The sequence below is a fragment of the Nocardioides maradonensis genome, assembly GCF_054777115.1.
In genome coordinates this window covers 66,541-86,517 of record NZ_BAAHAZ010000002.1, presented here as the reverse complement: position 1 = coordinate 86,517, position 19,977 = coordinate 66,541, and the positions used below count along the sequence as shown (strand labels likewise).

The window sequence follows — 19,977 nt, the reverse complement described above, 5'->3', positions numbered from 1 at the left end:
GGCCTGAGGAGTCCCGGGGATCAGCGCTCGTCGTCCCAGGCGACCGCGCTGATCCGCCAGCCCTGTGCGGTGCGGGCGAGCTGGATCGACTTCGCCCCGCGGCCGGCGTACGCCGCGCCGTCGAGGACGCCGCTCTTCGCGTAGCCGCCGAACCACTGGGCGATGTCGCCGAAGACGTCGATCCGGCCACCCGTGGCGTGCTCGGTGAAGTCCGTCAGCCGCCCCTGGGTGAGCAGGGCGTGACGCGGGGCGAGGAACGCCTCGACGTCGTACGCCGTCGGCTCGGTCCCGCAGGTCTGGACGATGATCGCGCCGTCGAGCATCGCGGCCCGCAGCGCGTCCATCCGCTCGTCGAGGCCCGGGCCGGTCCGGAAGGCGTCGAAGAAGCAGTCGACCAGGCGTCCGATCTCCGCGCGGTCGCCCTCCGGTCGGGCCGTGTCGATCCAGTACCGGCGCTTGCCGTCGCGGACGTCCTCGAGCCGGCCGCCCTGGGCCTCGATCGTGCCGATCGAGCCCCTGTTGTCGTCGTCGCAGGTCACCAGCGCGCGCTCGATGCCGAGCTCGGCCGCGCGTCGCAGCGCCAGGCCGAGGGCCCGGGTCGCGTGGCCCTGCCGGCGGCGCGAGGGGCGGACCGAGTAGCCGATGTGGCCGCCGACGTCGAGCAGGAAGTCGTTGAGCCGGTGCCGGATCGCGAGGAAGCCGACGACCTCGTCGCCCTCGGTGATCCACCAGTAGTCGCTCGGCACCTTGGTCGGGTCCCACTCGCGCCCCTGCCGGCGCAGCAGCGCGACGAGGGCCTCGCAGGTGTCGCGGTCGGTGTCGTGCTGCAGGGCCTCGGGCAGGTTCCAGTTCCCCGAGCCGTGGAGCAGGCCAGGCTCGTACTCGGCGACGCACGCCGCCCAGCGGTCGTAGAGGTCGAGGGTGGGAAGCACGAGCGCGGTCACCGGCCCATCGGACCAGTGACCGCGCTCGAGGTGCAACCCGGATTGGGGGCTCAGTCCTCGGTGGAGGTGGCCTGGCCCGCCGAGATCAGGTTCATGATGTTGGCGTCGGCGAGCGTGGTCGTGTCGCCGACCTCGCGCTTCTCGGCCACGTCGCGCAGCAGGCGGCGCATGATCTTGCCGGAGCGGGTCTTGGGGAGCTCCGGGACGATCATGATCTCGCGCGGCTTGGCGATCGGGCCGATCTCCTTGCGCACGTGGTCGGAGAGCTCCTTGACGATGTCCGGACCGCCGTCACCGGCCTCGTTGCGCAGGATCACGTAGGCGACCACGGCCTGGCCGGTGTCCGGGTCGGAGGCACCCACCACGGCGGCCTCGGCGACCTTCGGGTGGGAGACCAGGGCCGACTCGATCTCGGTGGTCGAGAGCCGGTGACCCGACACGTTCATCACGTCGTCGACCCGGCCCAGCACCCAGATGTCGCCGTCCTCGTCCTTCTTCGCGCCGTCGCCGGCGAAGTAGTAGCCGAGGTCCTTGAAGCGCGACCAGTAGGTGTCGACGTACCGCTGGTCGTCGCCCCAGATCGTGCGCAGCATCGAGGGCCACGGCGAGGTGACGACCAGGTAGCCACCCGACCCGTTCGGCACGGACGTGCCGTCGTCGTCGACCACGTCGGCGGTGATGCCCGGGATCGGAGTCATCGCCGAGCCCGGCTTACCGGCGGTCACTCCCGGCAGCGGGCTGATCATGATCGCGCCGGTCTCGGTCTGCCACCAGGTGTCGACGACGGGGGTTCGGTCGCCGCCGATGACGTGGCGGTACCAGACGTAGGCCTCGGGGTTGATCGGCTCACCGACCGAGCCCAGGATCCGCAAGCTCGACATGTCGTACTGGTCGGGGACGTCGTGGCCCTGCTTCATGAAGGAGCGGATCGCGGTCGGGGCGGTGTAGAAGATCGACACCTTGTTCTCGGCGATGATCTTCCACCAGCGACCCGGCTCGGGGCTGTCCGGCGTGCCCTCGTAGAGGACCTGCGTGACGCCGTTGGCGAGCGGCCCGTAGACGATGTAGGAGTGCCCGGTGACCCAGCCGATGTCGGCGGTGCACCAGTAGACGTCGTCGTCCTTGAGGTCGAAGACGGCGTTGTGGGTGAACGCGGCCTGGGTCAGGTAGCCGCCGGTGGTGTGCAGGATGCCCTTGGGCTTGCCGGTGGTGCCGGAGGTGTACATGACGTAGAGCGGGTGCTCGGCGTCGAACGCCTCGGGGGTGTGCTGCTCGGAGGCGCCGTCCACGGCGTCGTGCCACCAGACGTCGACCTGGTCGTCCCACGCCACCTCCTGGCCGGTACGCCGGACCACGAGCACCTTCTCGACCACGTCGGTCTTCGTGCGGGCCTCGTCCACGGCCGGCTTCAGCGCGGCCGCGGCACCGCGGCGGTAGCCACCGTCGGAGGTGACCACGACCTTGGCCTGGCAGTCGTCGAGCCGCGAGGCCAGGGCATCGGCGGAGAAGCCGCCGAACACGACCGTGTGCGGGGCACCGATCCGGGCACACGCCAGCATCGCGATCACTGCCTCGGGGATCATCGGCATGTAGATCGCCACCCGGTCACCCGTCGCGACCCCCAGAGCCGTGAGGGCGTTGGCCGCCTTGGAGACCTCGCGCTGCAGGTCGGCGTAGGTCAGGTCCCGGGTGTCGTCCTCGGGCTCCCCGACCCAGTGGATCGCGACCTTGTCGCCCCGGCCGGCCTCGACGTGCCGGTCCACGCAGTTGTAGGCCGCGTTCAGCCTGCCGCCGGTGAACCACTTGTAGAACGGCGGGTTGTCGTCGTCGAGGACCCGGTCCCACCTCGTGGCCCAGGTCAGGCGGTCGGCCGCGGCGGCCCAGTAGCCCTCCCGGTCGGCGGCCGCCTCGTCGTACGCCGACGCCTGGACGTTGGCGTTCGCCGCCAGCTCGGCCGGCGGCTCGAAGCGTCGGTCTTCCTTCAACAGGTTCGCGAGGGTCTCGCTGTCGCTCACGGGTCATCTCTCCTGGGTCGCGGTGGATCGCGGTGTGCCACTGCTCACAGTAGGCACTCGGGTCAGTGTCCCGGCAAGGGGTTGCAACGCGGTTGCGATCCCCTGTGCCGGGACACGGGTGGGTCGGGTCAGCCCAGGCTGGTGGGCAGGATCGGGCGCTTGAAGGTGGAGGCGGTGACCCCGGCGAAGGAGGCATACCAGGCCGCCACCGCGGTCGCCAGGCCGAGCCAGCCGCCGGTCTTGGTGAGGCCCTCGCTCGGGCCGAACTCGCCGAACGCCAGCAGGAGGAACGTGATCGTCAGCAGGAGGAAGACCAGCACCACCGCGTGGTTCCCGGTGCCGAAGGAGGCGACGAGCATGTACGCGGTGAAGATGGCCCAGGCCAGCAGGAACAGCCCCACCCCGTTGCCGACGTCCCCGGCCTGGACCTTGGACAGGTCGGTGTGACCGGTGAGGTACCAGAAGGACAGCCAGAAGGCGCCGTACGACGTGAACGCGGTCGCGCCGAAGGTGTTGCCCTTCGCGAACTCCCACATGCCGGCGAGGATCTGGGCGATGCCGCCGTAGGCCAGGGCGAGGCCGAAGACGACCGGTTCGGCCTTGAACAGGCCGGTGTTCATGAAGCTCAGGACGAACGTGGTGAGCGCGAACGCGGCCAGGCCCAGCGGGGCCGGGTCGGCGAGGTGGGCGCCCCTGTTCTCGGGCATCTCAGACATCTCGACTCCTTGTGGTCGACGGGTGATCGGTGCATCCGACGCTAGGGACGCTGTGACCGTGCTCACAGAGGGTCGGGGTCGTGGCTCGGCGGACGGCGTGGATCCTGCGCCGACCGCCGGGTGGCGGTGCGCCGAACGGTCGATCTCGTACGACGAACGGCCGGGCTCGCCATCGGGGCTCCTCGTCCTGGGTCGGGGTACTTCGCGGGACTACCCCCTATGGGTCACCTCCCGAATGCCGTTTCGAAGGCGCGATCGATCACGGGTGGTGACCCATAGGGGGTGACGCCCGCGAAGTACCCCGACCCAGGACGAGGAGCGGAGAGTGGCGAGCCCGGCCGTTCGCCGTTCGCCGGTCAGTCTCAGTCCGCGCCGCGGGCCCGGAAGCCGCCGCGGTCGACCGCGATCGCCTCGGGGGTGTGCAGGCGGACCAGGGTGCGGGCGACGTGGGCGGGGCGGGAGTGGCGGGTGGCGAGCGAGACCGACACCATGACCGCGAACGCGAGGGGGACCGTGCACAGCGCGGGCTGGGCGAGGAGGTCGGCGAGGAAGCCGTGGGCGTGGACGCCGACGGTCGCGGCGACGACGGCCGCGGTGGAGAGGCCGCCGCCGACCGCGAGGCCCGCGATCGCGCCCCGGGCGGTGAGCCCGCGCCACCAGATCCCGAGCAGCAACAGCGGGCAGAACGTCGAGGCCGACACCGCGAACGCCAGCTCGACCGCGTGCGCGACGGCCAGGCCGGAGCTGGCGGCGGTGAGGATCAGCGCGCCGGCGGTGGCGAGCACCGCGCCGGCCCGGAACGCCGGGACCGCGCCGGTACGCCGCCCGATCAGGTCCTGCCCGACGACACCCGCGATCGACACGATCAGGCCCGACGAGGTCGACAAGAAGGCGGCGAACGCGCCCGCCGCGAGGACCGCCGTCAGGACCGCACCCAGGTCACCGCCGACGATCGTGCGGGGCAGGCCGAGGATGAGGGAGTCGGTGTTGCCGATGCCGCTGCCCAGGTAGCCGCGCGCGAGGGCGGCGTACAGGGGTGGGAGGACGTAGAAGCAGCTGAGCAGACCGATCACCACGATCGTCGTACGCCGTGCGGTGCGACCGTCGTTGTTCGTGTAGAACCGCACGACCACGTGCGGCAGGCCCATGGTGCCGAGGAACGTGGCCGTGATCAGCGAGTAGGTCAGGTAGAGGGTGTGGTGGCCGGCGGTCCAGTCGGTCGCCCAGTCGGAGGCGTGGATCCGGTGCAGGGCGCCCGTCGTACCGCCGCCGCGGACGACGAGGAAGACCGCGAGCGGGAGCAGCAGCGCGGTGAGCTTCACCCAGTACTGCACCGCCTGGACCAGGGTGATCGAGCGCATGCCGCCGGCGGCGACGGACAGCAGCACGACGACACCGACCGCGACCGCGCCGACCCAGGTCGGCGCGCCGGTCAGGATCCGCACGGTCAGGCCGGCGCCGCGCAGCTGGGGCACCAGGTAGAGCACGCCGATCAGCACCACCAGCACGCTGGAGACCGCGCGCGCCCGCGACGACTCGAGGCGGAACTCCGCGAAGTCCGGCACCGTGTAGGCGCGCGAGCGGCGCAGCGGCGCGGCGACGAAGAGCAGCAGCACCAGGTAGCCGGCCGTCCAGCCGACCGGGTACCAGAGCATGTCCGGGCCGCGGGCGGCGATCAGCCCGGCGACGCCCAGGAAGGAGGCGGCCGAGAGGTACTCCCCGCTGATCGCCGCTGCGTTGACGGTGGGCCCGACCGTGCGGGACGCGACGTAGAAGTCGCTGGTGGTGCGCGAGATGCGCAGCCCGAAGGCGCCGACGGTCAGGGTGAGCAGCGCGACCGCGGTGATCGCCGCGACGCTGAGCGGGCCGGCGAGGCCGCTCACCGGTCGCTCCAGGGCGGCTCCTGGGCGACGAGCTCGGCGAAGGAGCGCTCGTTGAGCTCGGCCCGGCGTACGTAGAGGATCGCGAGCGCGGCCAGGACCGGGTAGCAGCCGGCGCCGAGCACCACCCACTGCAGGGGTACGCCGAGGAGCCGGTGGTCCGCGAGGTCCGGCCACGCCGCGATGACCAGCGGCAGGGAGCCGACGGTCAGCAGCAGCAGGGCGAGGACCAGGAGCGCGAGCCGGAGCTGGCTGCGCATCAGCGAGCGGATGTAGATGTCGCCGACGACGGTCTGCGCGTCGATCTCGGCGACCACCGTCGTACGCCGGGGACGGCCGCGGCGCGGTCCGGTGACCCGGACCCGGGCCTGGTTCACGCCTCGCCCCGGCGCGTGCGGCGCAGCTGCTCGCGCAGCGCCGGGGTGAGCCGCCGCGAGACGGGCAGCTCGCGTTCGCCCACCCGCACGGTGAGCCGCCCGGCGGTCTCGTGGATCGCGTCGACGTGCCGCAGGGCGACCAGGAACGAGCGGTGGATCCGCACGAAGCCGTGCTCGCGCCACCGCTCCTCGAGCGTGCTGATCGGCAGCCGGACCAGGTGCGAGCCGGTCGCGGTGTGCAGCCGGCTGTAGTCGCCCTGGACCTCGACGAAGACCACGTCGGCACGCTGCACGAAGCGGGTCACCCCACCGAGCTCGACGGGGATCGCGTCGTTGCCGGCCGTCGGCCCGCCCTCGCGGTGGTCGAGCCTGTCGAGACCCCGTCCCTCGAGGATCCGGCGGACGGCCTCCCGCAGCCGCTCGGTCCGCACCGGCTTGAGCAGGTAGTCGACCGCGTGCAGCTCGAACGCCTCGACCGCGTGCTCGGCGTGCGCGGTGACGAACACGATGGCCGGCGGCGTGGGCGCCCGCCCGATGACCGCGGCCAGGTCGAGCCCGGACAGCCCCGGCATGGCGATGTCCAGGAACACCGCGTCGTACGCCGCCGCGCGCAGCTCCGCCACGGCGTCGGTCGCGACGTGGCAGCCCGTCACGGAGTCGACCCGCTCGTCGCTCTCCAGCAGGTAGACCAGCTCGTCGAGCGCGGGCTTCTCGTCGTCGAGGACCAGGACCCTCATGGGCGCACCCCGGCGGCGTACTTGGGGACCCGGACGGTGACCCGGGTGCCGGCACCGGGCGCGGTCTCGACGACGAGGCCGTAGTCGTCGCCGAAGCTGGACCGGAGGCGCTCGTCGACGTTGGCCAGGCCGACCGAGTCCAGCGACACGTCGCCCCCGAGCACGCGGCGGATCCGCTCGGGGTCCTCGCCGACCCCGTCGTCGTCGATGGTGATGACCGCCTCGCGGTCCAGGTCGCGGGCCTGGATGGTGACCGAACCGCCTTCGGGCTTGGGCGCGAGGCCGTGTCGGACGGCGTTCTCGACGAGCGGCTGCAGCGAGAGCACGGGGATCACGACGGGCAGCACCTCGGGCGCGATCTGCAGGGTGACACCGAGGCGGCTGCCGAACCGTGCCTGCTCCAGCACCAGGTAGCGCTGGATCGACTGCAGCTCCTCCTCGAGCGTGGTGAAGTCGCCGAGCTGGCGGAAGGAGTAGCGGGTGAAGTCGGCGAAGTCGAGCAGCAGCTCGCGGGCGCGGTCCGGGTCGGTCCGCACGAAGGAGGCGATCGCGGTCAGCGAGTTGTAGATGAAGTGTGGCGAGATCTGGGCCCGCAGCGCGCGCACCTCCGCGGCCATCAGGCGCTGCCGGGATCCCTCCAGCTCGCCCAGCTCGAGCTGGCCCGACACCCAGCGCGCCACCTCGGTGGCTGCTCGCACCCGGCTCGCGGAGGCGCTCGGCGAGAACGCCTGCAGGGTCCCCACCACCCGCTCCTCCACGATGAGCGGCGCCAGGATCGCCTGCCGCAGCGGGCACTGCGGGTCGCCGCAGTCGAAGCGGTCGTGCCGCACGACCGTCGTGGCGCCGTACGCCGCGGCCTCCTCGGCCAGCTCGGCGGCGTACCGCTCGTGGACAGGGCGCTCGCCGTCCCACGCCAGCAGCCGGGAGAGGTCGGTGACCGCCACGGCGGGGACGGACAGCAGCGTGCGCATGTGCTTCGCCGACTGCTCGGCGCTGGTCTCGCCGAGGCCGCCGCGCAGCGCGCCGGTCATCAGCGACGCCGTGTGCAGGGTGCGGAAGGTGGCGCGATCGGCCTGGCTGCCGAGCTGTCCGCGCCTGCCGAACACACGACCTCCTTGTCCGCGCCGAGTGGCCTCCGCCACAGTATCGGGCCAGTAGGCTGCCGCCGTGGCGCACGACGGTCCGGGTCCGGCATGGCCGACCTACGAGCCGCCCCGGCGCGGGCACGGTGCGCAGGAGCCGGAGCCGGAGCCCGGCTCCGAGCGGGGCCGGCGCCGCCGCCGTACCGTCCTGGCCGGGGTCGCCGCTGTGCTGCTCGCCGCCGGTGGTGTCACGGTCGCGGCCGTCCACGACGACGCCCCGCAACCGTCCCCGCCCCCGATCATCAGCGCGCAGGGGTACGCCGCCCTCCTCGCCGTGCTGCGCAGCGGCCCGGGCACCCAGGTGACCTCGGTCTACCTGGACGACAACATCGCGCAGGTGCACGTGGTCACCGACGCGGCGCACGACGAGATGTGGAGCTACACCACCGACGGCGGCCTGGCGCTGCAGGCGACGAGCCGGGCGGTGGATGCCAGGCGCCCGTTCGACGCCGCGACCTTCGACGGCGGGCGGCTGGCCCGGCTCTGCGCCGCGACGGCGCAGGACATCGGGAGCACCCCAGCGCGGTGCGCGGTCGACATCGCCCCGATCGACCGGGACGCCCATCCCTCCTGGGTCGAGCTGGACTTCGGGTCGTACACGGCCTACTTCACCCGGACGCTGCACCCGGACTACGCCGCCGGCGGCTGACCTCGGGTGCGGTGCGCGTGCGACGGGCCCGTCGTGGGTACAGGGAGCAGGCCCCCGCAGCACCGCACCGCGAGAGAGAGGTCCCGTGGAGACCCAGACGCTGCTCAACGGGCGTTACCGGATCGGCAACCGCATCGGCAGCGGCGGGATGGCCGACGTCCACCGCGCGACCGACGAGCTGCTCGGCCGTGAGGTCGCGGTCAAGCTGCTCCGCTGCGGTGACTCGCGGCGCTTCCGGACCGAGGCGTGCACCGCGGCCTCGCTCAGCCACCCGAGCATCGTCACCGTGCTCGACGCACGCCTGGACGAGGAGCGGCCGTACCTGGTGATGGAGCTGGTCGACGGGCCGACGCTCGCGCAGGCGATCGCCGACGGCCCGCTGGATCCCGAGCGGGTCCGGGCGATCGGTCGCGAGCTGGCCGAGGCGCTGGCCCATGCCCACGCGCAGGGGGTCGTGCACCGCGACGTGAAGCCGGGCAACGTGCTCCTCCGTCCGGACGGCACCGCCTGCCTCGCCGACTTCGGCATCGCGCGCACCGCCGACGGGCCCACCGACACGGTCACGGGGATGGTCGTCGGCTCGCCCGCCTACATCGCGCCCGAGCAGGTCGCCGGCGAGGAGGTCGGGCCGGCCGCCGACGTGTACGCCCTCGGGCTGGTGCTCCTGGAGGCGCTCACCGGCCGACGTGCCTTCTCCGGCACCGGGATCGAGGTCGCGTACGCCCGGGTGCACACGGCGCCGGTGATCCCGGTGTCGCTCGGACCGGTGTGGGTCAGCGCCCTCGCTGCGATGACCGCCCGGCTGCCCCAGGACCGCCCGGCAGCGGCTGAGGTGGGACGGCTGCTGTCGGGCCCCGGGGCGGCGCCCGAGGCGGCGGCCGAGGTCATGACCGCGGCGTTCGCCGCGGCGACGACATCGCAGCGCCGCCGGCGGGTGGCCTGGGCGGCGGTCACCACCGCGGCCGCGCTGGTGTCCATGCTGCTGCTGATCGGCGTCGCCGAGGGAGGCACGGACCGCGCCCCCGCCGTACCTCCGCAGGCGGCGGCGACCTCGAGCACCACGCCGGTGCTACGCGCGACGCACCGCCGGTCGGCCCCGGCGAAGGTGACTCCCCGGCCGGTCGCGCACCGGACCACGGCGCCGGCTCCCCGCCACGCGCGGCACCCGGCGGTCATCAGCACCCCCAAGCCGAAGAAGCAGCAGGGGAAGGGCCACCACAAGCACGGTCGTCGGTGAGACCGTGAGGAGAAGTTGACCGGAGCCGTACGTCGGAGCGCGTCGCCCCGAAACCGCGCGATCGCACGATCGATGCATGAGCCTGAGCACCCAACCCACCACGACCGGCGCCCCCACGTCACCGGCTGCGCACCGCAGCGGCCGCTGGATCGACGACTGGCGCCCCGAGGACCCTGAGTTCTGGGAGTCCACCGGCGCCCCCATCGCCCGCCGCAACCTGATCTGGTCCATCTTCTCCGAGCACCTCGGCTTCTCGGTCTGGCTGATCTGGAGCGTCTCCTCGGCGTTCCTGCTGGCCCAGGGCTTCACGTTCACGCCCCAGCAGCTGTTCTTCCTGGTCGCGATCCCGAACCTGGTCGGCTCCCTGCTCCGGGTGCCCTACACCCTGGCGGTCGGCAAGATCGGCGGTCGCAACTGGACCATGGTGAGCGCCTCCCTGCTGCTGGTCCCGACGCTGCTGTTCGCCTATTTCGTGACCCAGCCGGGGACGCCGTACTGGGCGTTCTGCCTCGTCGCCGCGACCGCCGGCCTCGGCGGCGGCAACTTCTCCAGCTCGATGGCGAACATCAACTTCTTCTACCCGACCCGGCTCAAGGGCGCGGCCCTCGGCCTCAACGCCGCCGGCGGCAACATCGGTGTCGCGATCATCCAGTTCTTCCTGCCGATCATCGTCGGTGGCGCCGGTGCCTTCGGGTTGGTCAAGGCCTCAGCAGGCGGCGTGCACCTGGAGCGGGCCGCATGGGTGTACGCCGGCCTGGCGGTCGCCGCGACGCTCGCGGCGTACTTCTTCATGGACAACCTGAGCAGCGCGAAGACCGACACCAAGTCGCAGCTGGCCGTGCTCAAGCACAAGCACACGCTGATCATGGCGTTCCTCTACATCGGCACCTTCGGCTCCTTCATCGGCTACTCCTCGGCGATGCCGCTGCTCATCAAGCTGAACTTCTGGCGCCAGCCCGTCCCGAACGTCGTCGGCATCGGCATCAACTTCGCCTTCTACGCCTTCCTCGGCGCGCTCGTCGGCTCGCTGACCCGTCCGCTCGGCGGCTACCTGGCCGACAAGTTCGGTGGTGCCCGGATCACGCTCGCAGCGTTCGTCGGCATGGTCATCGGCACGCTCGGGATCCTGGTGACGCTCGGTCACCTCGAGGCCTTCCCGCCGGCCCCCACGCCGGACGCGCTGGCCAAGATCAAGGCCGACCCGTCGTCGTTCACCTACCCGGACCCCGTCGTGCACGCGATCCACGCCAACCACGGCGTCTTCCCGGTGTTCCTGGTGATCTTCCTGCTCGTCTTCGCCTGCACGGGCATCGGCAACGGAGCGACGTACAAGATGATCCCGGCGATCTTCCGCAAGGACGCCGTCTCCGCGACGGGCGAGGGCACTCCGGAGCGTGAGCTCGCGGTCCTCGACTCCACCAAGAAGGCTTCGGCCGCCGCCGGCATCATCGGCGCGATCGGCGCCCTGGGCGGCTTCCTGATCCCGATCACCTTCTCGAACCCGTGGATCACCGACCCGCTGGGCGCGACGAAGACCGCCTTCTGGATCTTCTGCGCCTTCTACGTGGCCTGCGCGGTCGTCACCTTCACGGTCTACGTGCGCCGGAAGGGTGCGTACGCCGGCATCTGAGGCTGGCTGCTCTGCGGGCGCAGGAATCCCCGGTCGACCGGGGATTCCTGCGCTTGTCGGGTGTTGCAACACCCGACAAGCGCCAGAAAACCTCCGCCGACCCGCCCCGACCCCGGCCGTGAGCGCGTGAGGACTAGTTGACACCGAGGGGCCACGGGAGGCCCCGATCCCGTTACCGGCACCACGTGGAATGGATGACATGACCGAGATCCGCACCCACTGCCCCTACTGCAGCCTGCAGTGCGGGATGACCCTGCAGGTGCAGGGTCGCGGGCGGCTCGAGGTGACCCCGTGGGAGGAGTTCCCGGTCAACCAGGGAGCGCTGTGCCGCAAGGGCTGGACCTCGACGGGCCTGCGAGGTCATCGGGAGCGCCTGACGACCCCGCTCGTCCGCGACCCGGCGACCGGCGAGCTGGCCACCGCCACCTGGGACGGGGCGCTCGACCTGATCGCCTCGCGGATCACCGACCTCCAGGACGCGCACGGGCCGAATGCGGTCGCCGTCTTCGGCGGCGGTGGCCTCACCAACGAGAAGGCCTATCAGCTCGGTAAGTTCGCGCGGGTCGCGCTCGGCACCAGCCAGATCGACTACAACGGCCGCTGGTGCATGAGCTCCGCCGCCAGCGCCGGCAACCAGGCCTTCGGCGTCGACCGCGGCCTGCCGTTCCCGCTGGCCGACCTCGAGCAGGCCGACCTGGTCGTGCTCGTCGGGTCCAACATGGCCGAGACGATGCCGCCGGCGGCCCGCCACCTCGACAACCTCCGGCAGCGCGGCGGCAAGGTCGTGGTCATCGATCCCCGCCGCACTGCGACGGCCGATCGCGCCGACCTCTTTCTCCAGCCCGTCCCCGGCACCGACCTCGCGCTCGCGCTGGGCGTCCTGCACCTGCTCGACGCCGCTGGCGCCGTCGACGAGGAGTACGTCGCCGAGCGCACCACCGGCTTCGACGACGTACGCCGATCCGTCGCGGCCTGGTGGCCCGAGCGGGTCGAGCGCGTGACCGGTGTCGGTGTCGAGGAGCTGCGCGCCCTGGCCGACCTGCTGACGAGCACGACGAAGGCGATGATCCTCACCGCCCGCGGCGCCGAGCAGCAGGCCCAGGGCACCGCCACGGTGCTCGCCTGGATCAACGTGGCGCTCGCCCTCGGCCTGCCTGGCCGCGAGCACGCCGGCTACGGCTGCCTCACCGGTCAGGGCAACGGCCAGGGCGGCCGCGAGCACGGCCAGAAGGCGGACCAGCTGCCCGGGTACCGGATGATCGACGACCCGGTCGCGCGCGAGCACGTGGCGAAGGTGTGGGGCGTGGAGCCGGAGACGCTGCCGGGCAAGGGGCGGTCGGCGTACGAGCTGCTCGACTCGTTGGGCGAGGGTGGTGGCGCGAAGGCGCTGCTGGTCTTCGCCTCCAACATCATCGTGTCCGCGCCCCGCGCGCTGCACGTCAAGGAGCGGCTGGAGTCCCTGGACCTGCTCGTCGTCGCCGACATCGTGCTCAGCGAGACCGCCGCGATGGCCGACGTGGTGCTGCCCGTGACCCAGTGGGCCGAGGAGACCGGCACCATGACCAACCTCGAGGGCCGGGTCATCCTGCGCCAGCAGGCCGCGAAGGCGCCCGAGGGCGTGCAGAGCGACCTGTTCGTGATCGCCGGCCTCGCCGAGCGGCTGAAGGCGCCGATCGGGTTCTCCCAGGAGCCCGAGGAGATCTTCGCCGAGCTGGGTCGCGCGTCGGCCGGCGGCACGGCCGACTACGCCGGCATCACCTACGACCGGATCCGCGCGGAGAAGGGCGTCTTCTGGCCGTGCCCGTCGATGGACAACCCCGGCACCCCACGGATGTTCACCGAATCCTTCGCCACCCCGGACGGCCGGGCCCGCGCCCTCGTGCAGGAGTACGTCGGCGCGGCCGAGCAGCCCGACGCGACGTACCCGGTCCACCTGACGACGGGCCGGGTGCTCGCGCAGTACCAGTCCGGCGCGCAGACCCGGCGGATCCGCGACCTGCCCGACACCGGTCCGTTCGTCGAGCTGCACCCGATGCTGGCCGCCCGGCTCGGTGCGATCGACGGTGAGCCGGTCACCGTGCGCACCCGACGCGGCGAGATGACCGCGCCTGCGCGCGTCGTCGCCACCATCCGGCCGGACACCGTCTTCGTGCCCTTCCACTGGGTCGGCGCCAACAAGCTCACCAACGACGCGCTCGACCCCTCCAGCCGGATGCCGGAGTTCAAGGTCTGCGCGGCCCGCGTGGAGGTGGCGGCGTGAAGCGCCTGGTGGTCGTGGGCGCCGGCATGGCGACCGCCCGGCTCGTCGAGGAGCTCGTGGCGCTCGGCGCGACCGACACCTGGTCGATCACCGTGCTCGGCGACGAGTCGGCACCGCCGTACAACCGGATCCTGCTGTCCGCCGTGCTCGAGGGCACCCACCGCCCCGACGCGATCGAGCTCCGCTCCCCGCAGTGGTACGCCGACCACGGCGTCGACCTGCGCCTCGGCTCGCGCGTCCTCGGCATCGACCGCGAGCTGTCCGACGTGATGCTGGTCGACGGCACCGTCATCGAGTACGACGCGCTCGTGCTCGCCACCGGCGCCATCCCCACCCTGCCGCCGATCCGCGGGCTGGTGCGCCGGGACGGCTCGCTGCACGAGTCGGTCCACGCCTTCCGCCACCTGGCGGACTGCGAAGGCCTGCTGGCCGCCCTGGACGGGCAACGGAGGGCCGTCGTCGTCGGCGGTGGACTCCTCGGCCTCCAGGTCGCCCGCGCCCTCGCCGTCCGCGGCCTCGAGGTCGAGGTGGTGGAGGGCGGCGAGCACCTGCTCCGCCAGCAGGTCTCCCGCACGGCGGGCCGGCTGCTCGCGCGCGACCTGAAGAAGCTCGGCACGCAGGTCTACACCGGCGCGCGCGTCGTGCGCCTCGTCGAGGCCGGGGCCGGACCGGGCTTCGGGCTCGCTCCGACCCGTGAGATCGACGGTCGCGTCTCGCTGGTGCTCGACAACGGCGCGAGCCTCGACACCGACCTCGTCGTCCTCACCGCCGGCGGCCGTCCCGCGACGTCCCTGGCCCGCAAGGCGGACCTCGCCGTCCACCGCGGCATCGTCGTCGACGACCAGCTGCGCAGCACGTCCTGCGGCCCCGGCGAGCACATCTACGCGATCGGCGACTGCGCCGAGCATGCCGGGAGGACCACGGGATTCGTGCCGCCGGCGTGGGAGCAGGCCGAGGTCCTGGCCCGTGTCCTCGCCGACCGCCCCGTCAAGTACGACGGTCACCGGGTCGTCGCCCGGCTGCGCGCGACCGACCTCGACGTGGCGGTCCTCGGCGACCCCGAGCAGGCCGAGGGCGAGGTCGTCGAGATGACCAACCCGGTGCGGGGGTCGCACCGCAGGCTCGTCGTCCGCGACGGCCGGATCGTGGCCGGCGCGCTCGTCGGCGACCTGTCCCGGATCGGCCTGATCACCCAGCACTTCGACCGGCAGACCGTGCTCGGTCCGAAGGAGCCCGGCGAGCTGCTGCTCGCGGTGACCGAGGGGACGAGCACGCCGGTCGTGCTGCCCGACGACGCCGAGGTGTGCCAGTGCGCCGGCGTCTCGGCCGGCGCGATCCGGATCTGCTCCTCGCTGGAGCAGGTCAGGGGCGAGACCCGCGCCACCACGGGGTGCGGGGGTTGCTCGGACGTCGTGCGGCAGCTGCTCGCGTCCCGTGTTACGGCCTCGTAACGCGAAACGCCCTCAAGGGTGAGGGCGTGAGAACTAGTTGACCGTGGGGTGCTCCTGGGTGATCAGGAGCGAAACCGGAGCCGCGTGCAATAGGCGGTGCACCAAGGGAAAGAGGGCAGGCAGATGGCACTCCGCAAGCAGCTGGTCGTGGTCGGGCACGGCATGGTCGGGCACCGCTTCGTCCAGGCGGCGATCGAGCGTGGGCTCACCGAGACCTACGACATCACCATCATCGGCGAGGAGCCGCGCCCGGCGTACGACCGCGTGGCCCTGACCTCGTTCTTCGAGCGCGGCGCCGAGGCGCTGAGCTTCCTCCCGAGCGGGCAGTACGACGACCCGCGGGTCACCCTGCGCACCAAGGCCGAGGTGATCGCGATCTCCCCGCGGCACCGCATCGTCACGCTGAGCAACGGCGAGGACCTGCACTACGACGAGCTGGTCCTCGCGACCGGCGCCTACCCGTTCGTGCCGCCGGTGCCCGGCAAGGACCTCAAGAACGTCTTCGTCTACCGCACGATCGAGGACCTCGAGGCGATCCGCCAGGCGTCGAAGAAGGCCAAGGTCGGCGCGGTCATCGGTGGCGGCCTGCTCGGACTCGAGGCCGCGAACGCGCTCTACCAGCTGGGTCTGGAGACCCACGTCGTCGAGCTCGCGCCCCGCCTGATGGCGGTCCAGATCGACGACGCTGCCGGCTCGACGCTCAACCAGCACATCAACAAGCTCGGCCTCAACGTCCACACCGGCGCGATGACCGAGGCCATCCTCGGCACCGACAAGGTGACCGGCCTCGCGCTCAAGGACCGCAACCCGATCGACGCCGACCTGGTCGTCTTCAGCGCCGGCATCCGGCCGCGCGACAACCTCGGCCGGGCCGCCGACCTCGACATCGCGGAGCGTGGCGGCATCCTGGTCGACGAGCATTGCCGCACCAGCGACGAGCACATCTACGCGATCGGCGAGTGCGCGGCCCCGGGCGGTCGGATGTACGGCCTGGTCGCCCCCGGCTACGACATGGCCGAGGTCGTCGCGGACACGCTGCTCGGCGGCGAGGGCACCTTCAGCGGCGCCGACATGTCCACCAAGCTCAAGCTGCTCGGCGTCGACGTGGCCTCCTTCGGCGACGCCTTCGGCAACACCGAGGACTCCCTCGAGGTCGTCTTCTCCGACGCCGTCGCCGGCATCTACAAGAAGCTCGTCGTCAAGGAGAAGGAGGACGGTGGGTACGAGCTGCTCGGCGGCATCCTGGTCGGTGACGCCAGCCAGTACGGCGTCCTCCGCCCGCTCGTCGCCTCCGGCATGACGCTGCCGGACAACCCCGAGGACCTGATCCTCCCGGCGTCCCGCGGGGGCGTCGAGATCGGCCTGCCCGACGAGGCGCAGGTCTGCTCGTGCAACAACGTGACGAAGGCCGAGATCGTCGCGGCGGTCTCCGACGACGCCACGCTCAACGGCGGCGGCCCGTGCAGCGATGCCGGGTGCGTCACGAAGCACACGTTGGCCGGCTCCACCTGCGGCTCCTGCAAGCCGGTCGTCAAGAAGATCGTCGAGGACTTCTTCGCCGCCTCCGGCAAGACCGTCGACAAGAGCATCTGCGCGCACTTCAAGATGACGCGCCAGGAGCTCTTCGAGGTCATCGCGATCCACGGCTACACCCGGTTCGACGAGATCGTCGAGGCGCACGGCACCGGCCGCGGCTGCGACATCTGCAAGCCGGCGGTCGCGTCGATCCTCGCGAGCCTGTTGAACCACCACGTCCTCGAGGGCCAGAACGCCACCCTCCAGGACACCAACGACGCCTACCTCGCGAACCTGCAGAAGAACGGCACCTACTCGGTCGTCCCGCGCATCCCCGGCGGCGAGATCACGCCGGACAAGCTGATCGTCATCGGCCAGGTGGCGCAGGAGTTCGGCCTCTACACCAAGATCACCGGCGGGCAGCGCATCGACATGTTCGGTGCGCGGATGGAGGACCTGCCGGCGATCTGGAAGCGCCTGGTCGACGCCGGCATGGAGTCCGGCCACGCCTACGGCAAGTCGCTGCGGACCGTGAAGTCCTGCGTCGGCTCGACCTGGTGCCGGTACGGCGTGCAGGACTCGGTCGGCCTCGCCATCGAGCTCGAGCTGCGCTACCGGGGCCTGCGCAGCCCGCACAAGCTCAAGGGCGGGGTGTCGGGCTGTGCCCGCGAGTGCGCCGAGGCACGGAGCAAGGACTTCGGCATCATCGCCACCGAGAAGGGCTGGAACCTGTACGTCGGGGGCAACGGCGGTGCCATCCCCGCCCACGCCCAGCTGCTCGCCGGCGACCTGTCCAAGGACGAGCTGATCCGCTACCTGGACCGCTTCTTCATGTACTACATCCGCACCGCGGACCGGCTGCAGCGCACGGCGTACTGGATGGACGAGGTGGGCGGCCTGGACCGCGTCCGCGAGGTCGTCGTCGAGGACCGCCTCGGCCTGGGCGCCGAGCTCGAGGCCGCCATGGCCGTCCACGTCGACAGCTACTTCGACGAGTGGAAGGCCACCATCGAGGACCCCGAGAAGCTCGCCCGCTTCGTGTCCTTCGTCAACGCCCCCGGTACGCCGGACCCGAACATCACCTTCAGCGAGGAGCGCGGCCAGATCCAGGCCGCCCTCACCACCGGCCCCGTCGAGCTCGGCCTCCCCACCGTTGGTCGAGCAGGCGCGAGCGCCAGCGAGCGCCGTATCGAGACCGTAGGAGCGCCGTGATGCAGGAGTGGGAGTCGGTGTGCCGGCTGGACCAGATCACCAAGGAGAGCGGCGTGACCGCCCTGGTGCACGGACGTGCGGTCGCCGTGATCCGGACCCACGACGACGAGGTGTTCGCCCTGTCGAACTACGACCCGATCGGGCACGCCTCCGTGCTCGCGCGGGGCATCGTCGGCACGATCGTCGTCGGTGACGCCGAGGTACCCTTCGTGGCGAGCCCGCTGCTGAAGCAGAAGTACGACCTGCGCACCGGCCGCTGCCTGGACGACCCGTCGGTCGTCATCCCCACCTACGAGGTCCGCATCGACGACGGCGTTGTGGTCGTGGGGCCGCGCCGCGAGACAATCGCGTCGTGACCGACCTCCCTCTGGCTGGATTCCGGATCGGTGTGACCGCCGCCCGGCGGGCCGAGGAGCAGATCACCCTGCTCGAGCGCCGCGGCGCCGAGGTCGTGCACGCGCCGGCGCTCTCGCTGGACCCCAACCACATCGACGAGGTGGCGCTCCGGGCCGCCACCCAGGAGGTCCTGGCGAACCCGGTCGACATCTTCGTGGCGACCACCGGGATCGGCCTGAAGTCGTGGTTCACCGCTGCCGACCGATGGGGTCTGCTCGACCCGCTCCGCACGCACCTGGCCAAGGCCGACATCCTGGCCCGCGGTCCGAAGAGCGTCGGTGCGCTGCGGCGCTTCGGCCTGCGCGAGCTGTGGGCCCCGGAGTCCGAGCAGCTCGACGACGTCCTCGCCCACCTGCGCGGCCGCGACCTCACCGGCCGCCGGATCGTGGTCCAGGAGCACGGGCAGTCGCTGTCGATGGCCGCGCACGCGCTGCGCCGCCAGGGCGCCGACGTCACCACCGTCACCGTCTACCGGGTCGAGGGCGCCGAGGACCCCGAGCCGATGTTCGGCCTGGTCGAGGACATCGCCCAGCGCCGGGTCGACGCCGTCACCTTCACGGCGGCACCCGCGGTCGCCGCGCTGATGCAGGCCGCGACCTCGACCGGGCACCGTGACGAGGTCGAGGGCGCCTTCCAGGCCGACGTGATCGCCGCGTGCGTCGGGCCGGTCACCGCCGCCGCGTTCGAGATGTGGGGCGTCCCGACGATCTACCCGGAGCGGTCACGGCTGGCCGCCATGGTCAAGCAGCTCGAGGCCGAGCTGCCCTCGCGAGCCGCCGGCACCACCCTGGAGGTGGCCGGCCACACCCTGCTGCTGCACGGCACCGACGTGCTGCTGGACGGGGTCGAGGTCAAGCTCACCCCGGCGCCGTACGCCGTGCTCCAGGCGCTGCTGGTCAACCCCGGCATCGTGGTCTCGCGGCGCGAGCTGCTGGCCGCGCTGCCGTCCGGGACCGCGGGGTCCGAGCACGCCGTCGAGATGGCCGTGGCGCGGCTGCGGGCCGCCCTCGGCACCCGCGTCGTCCAGACCGTGGTGAAGCGGGGCTACCGGCTGGCGGTCGCGCAATGAGTAGCCACCCCACGAAGTTCTCGGCTCCCCCGCTGCGCTCCTCCGCCGACAACTTCGCGGGGACCCCGCGACTGGTGACCGTCGCCCACGGCACCCGCAACCCGGCCGGCAACCTGGTCGCTGCCGAGCTCACCGCGATGGCGGGGCGGCGGCTCGGGTGGAGCGCCACGACGTCGTACGTCGAGCTCTGCCCACCCCTCTTGGCGGACGTGGCGTCGGGGCTGGGTGCGGCCGACACCGCCGTCGTACCCCTGCTGCTGTCGACCGGCTACCACGTGCGCCACGACCTGCCCGCCCAGGCGGGTGAGCTCACCGTCGGCCGGCCGCTCGGCCCCGACCCGCTGCTCGCGTCCGCCCAGGTCGACCGGCTGGTCGCCGTCGGCGCCCGGCGCTCGCAACCCGTCGTCCTCGTCGCGGCCGGCTCCACCGACCCGGCCGCGCTGACCGACCTCGACGCCGCGGCCCGCCTCCTGGCGCTCGCCTGGGGCGGACCCGTCCGGGTGGCGACGCTGTCCGGGCTCGGCCCACGGCCGGCCGAGGTCGTGCGCCCCGGCGACGCCGTCGCGCCCTACCTGCTGGCTCCCGGCCACTTCGCCGACCGGGCCCGCTCCGAGGCGGTGGCCGCCGGCGCCACCGCCGTCGCCGACCTGATCGGCCCGCACCGCTGCGTGGTCGAGCTGATCACCCTCCGGGCGCGGGCGCTCGTCTCCGCCGCCGCCTGACCCCACAGCGGACCAATCGTGACTG

16 protein-coding genes are annotated in these 19,977 nt (G+C 72.2%); 9 read left to right on the top strand and 7 right to left on the bottom strand.

What is annotated here, in order from left to right; translation table 11 throughout:
• Positions 1-20: 20 nt before the first annotated feature.
• From ACYVAQ_RS02080 to ACYVAQ_RS02050, 7 genes are all read right to left on the bottom strand, one after another.
• Positions 21-944 (bottom strand): GNAT family N-acetyltransferase, encoded by a 924-nt coding sequence (locus ACYVAQ_RS02080; protein ID WP_460786790.1) that lies wholly within the window; start codon positions 942-944, stop codon positions 21-23.
• Between the two features lie 50 nt (positions 945-994).
• Positions 995-2,959 carry an acetate--CoA ligase gene (gene acs / locus ACYVAQ_RS02075; RefSeq protein ID WP_460786788.1) on the bottom strand — a complete coding sequence of 655 codons (1,965 nt, stop codon included), beginning with the start codon at positions 2,957-2,959 and terminating at the stop codon, positions 995-997.
• Positions 2,960-3,087: 128 nt separating this feature from the next.
• Positions 3,088-3,675, bottom strand: a complete 588-nt coding sequence (locus tag ACYVAQ_RS02070) for an acetate uptake transporter (protein ID WP_460786786.1) — start codon at positions 3,673-3,675, stop codon at positions 3,088-3,090.
• A 362-nt stretch (positions 3,676-4,037) separates the two neighbouring features.
• Positions 4,038-5,558: a sodium/solute symporter gene (locus ACYVAQ_RS02065; protein ID WP_460786784.1), complete on the bottom strand. Its 1,521-nt coding sequence runs from the start codon at positions 5,556-5,558 to the stop codon at positions 4,038-4,040.
• Positions 5,555-5,932: a DUF485 domain-containing protein gene (locus ACYVAQ_RS02060; RefSeq protein ID WP_460786782.1), complete on the bottom strand. Its 378-nt coding sequence runs from the start codon at positions 5,930-5,932 to the stop codon at positions 5,555-5,557. Before ACYVAQ_RS02060 ends, ACYVAQ_RS02065 begins: the two co-directional genes overlap by 4 nt.
• Positions 5,929-6,669, bottom strand: coding sequence for a LytR/AlgR family response regulator transcription factor (locus tag ACYVAQ_RS02055; RefSeq protein ID WP_460786780.1), 741 nt, complete (start codon positions 6,667-6,669; stop codon positions 5,929-5,931). Before ACYVAQ_RS02055 ends, ACYVAQ_RS02060 begins: the two co-directional genes overlap by 4 nt.
• The gene (locus tag ACYVAQ_RS02050; RefSeq protein ID WP_460786778.1) at positions 6,666-7,775 is read right to left on the bottom strand and encodes a sensor histidine kinase; all 1,110 of its coding nucleotides are present in this window, start codon (positions 7,773-7,775) and stop codon (positions 6,666-6,668) included. The genes ACYVAQ_RS02055 and ACYVAQ_RS02050 overlap by 4 nt, the downstream gene beginning before the upstream one ends.
• A gap of 61 nt (positions 7,776-7,836) precedes the next feature.
• On the opposite strand from ACYVAQ_RS02050, the gene ACYVAQ_RS02045 reads away from it, so the two are divergent.
• The 9 genes from ACYVAQ_RS02045 to ACYVAQ_RS02005 all read left to right on the top strand — a co-directional run bounded on the left by ACYVAQ_RS02045 (position 7,837) and on the right by ACYVAQ_RS02005 (position 19,952).
• Positions 7,837-8,460 carry a hypothetical protein gene (locus ACYVAQ_RS02045; protein WP_460786776.1) on the top strand — a complete coding sequence of 208 codons (624 nt, stop codon included), beginning with the start codon at positions 7,837-7,839 and terminating at the stop codon, positions 8,458-8,460.
• An 85-nt stretch (positions 8,461-8,545) separates the two neighbouring features.
• Positions 8,546-9,697 (top strand): serine/threonine-protein kinase, encoded by a 1,152-nt coding sequence (locus ACYVAQ_RS02040; RefSeq protein ID WP_460786775.1) that lies wholly within the window; start codon positions 8,546-8,548, stop codon positions 9,695-9,697.
• Positions 9,698-9,773: 76 nt separating this feature from the next.
• On the top strand, positions 9,774-11,327 hold the full coding sequence (locus ACYVAQ_RS02035) for an MFS transporter (RefSeq protein ID WP_460786774.1): 1,554 nt from the start codon (positions 9,774-9,776) through the stop codon (positions 11,325-11,327).
• A gap of 199 nt (positions 11,328-11,526) precedes the next feature.
• Positions 11,527-13,587 (top strand): molybdopterin oxidoreductase family protein, encoded by a 2,061-nt coding sequence (locus ACYVAQ_RS02030; RefSeq protein WP_460786773.1) that lies wholly within the window; start codon positions 11,527-11,529, stop codon positions 13,585-13,587.
• Entirely contained in the window at positions 13,584-15,038 is a 1,455-nt protein-coding gene (locus ACYVAQ_RS02025; protein ID WP_460786772.1) for an FAD-dependent oxidoreductase, read from the top strand. The genes ACYVAQ_RS02030 and ACYVAQ_RS02025 overlap by 4 nt, the downstream gene beginning before the upstream one ends.
• Before the next feature lie 123 nt (positions 15,039-15,161).
• Positions 15,162-17,765 (top strand): nitrite reductase large subunit NirB, encoded by a 2,604-nt coding sequence (nirB, locus tag ACYVAQ_RS02020; protein ID WP_460786771.1) that lies wholly within the window; start codon positions 15,162-15,164, stop codon positions 17,763-17,765.
• Positions 17,765-18,121: a nitrite reductase small subunit NirD gene (nirD, locus tag ACYVAQ_RS02015; protein WP_460786770.1), complete on the top strand. Its 357-nt coding sequence runs from the start codon at positions 17,765-17,767 to the stop codon at positions 18,119-18,121. The genes nirB and nirD overlap by 1 nt, the downstream gene beginning before the upstream one ends.
• On the top strand, positions 18,118-19,230 hold the full coding sequence (locus tag ACYVAQ_RS02010) for a uroporphyrinogen-III synthase (RefSeq protein WP_460786769.1): 1,113 nt from the start codon (positions 18,118-18,120) through the stop codon (positions 19,228-19,230). The genes nirD and ACYVAQ_RS02010 overlap by 4 nt, the downstream gene beginning before the upstream one ends.
• On the top strand, positions 19,227-19,952 hold the full coding sequence (locus tag ACYVAQ_RS02005) for a sirohydrochlorin chelatase (protein ID WP_460786768.1): 726 nt from the start codon (positions 19,227-19,229) through the stop codon (positions 19,950-19,952). The genes ACYVAQ_RS02010 and ACYVAQ_RS02005 overlap by 4 nt, the downstream gene beginning before the upstream one ends.
• Positions 19,953-19,977: the final 25 nt, after the last annotated feature.

Bases quoted from the DNA above. Each gene is read 5' to 3' on its own strand.
- ACYVAQ_RS02030 (WP_460786773.1), top strand. From the start codon at position 11,527: ATGACCGAGATCCGCACCCACTGCCCCTACTGCAGCCTGCAGTGCGGG.
- ACYVAQ_RS02035 (WP_460786774.1), top strand. From the start codon at position 9,774: ATGAGCCTGAGCACCCAACCCACCACGACCGGCGCCCCCACGTCACCG.
- ACYVAQ_RS02055 (WP_460786780.1), bottom strand. From the start codon at position 6,669: ATGAGGGTCCTGGTCCTCGACGACGAGAAGCCCGCGCTCGACGAGCTG.
- nirB (WP_460786771.1), top strand. From the start codon at position 15,162: ATGGCACTCCGCAAGCAGCTGGTCGTGGTCGGGCACGGCATGGTCGGG.
- ACYVAQ_RS02005 (WP_460786768.1), top strand. From the start codon at position 19,227: ATGAGTAGCCACCCCACGAAGTTCTCGGCTCCCCCGCTGCGCTCCTCC.
- nirD (WP_460786770.1), top strand. From the start codon at position 17,765: ATGCAGGAGTGGGAGTCGGTGTGCCGGCTGGACCAGATCACCAAGGAG.
- ACYVAQ_RS02070 (WP_460786786.1), bottom strand. From the start codon at position 3,675: ATGTCTGAGATGCCCGAGAACAGGGGCGCCCACCTCGCCGACCCGGCC.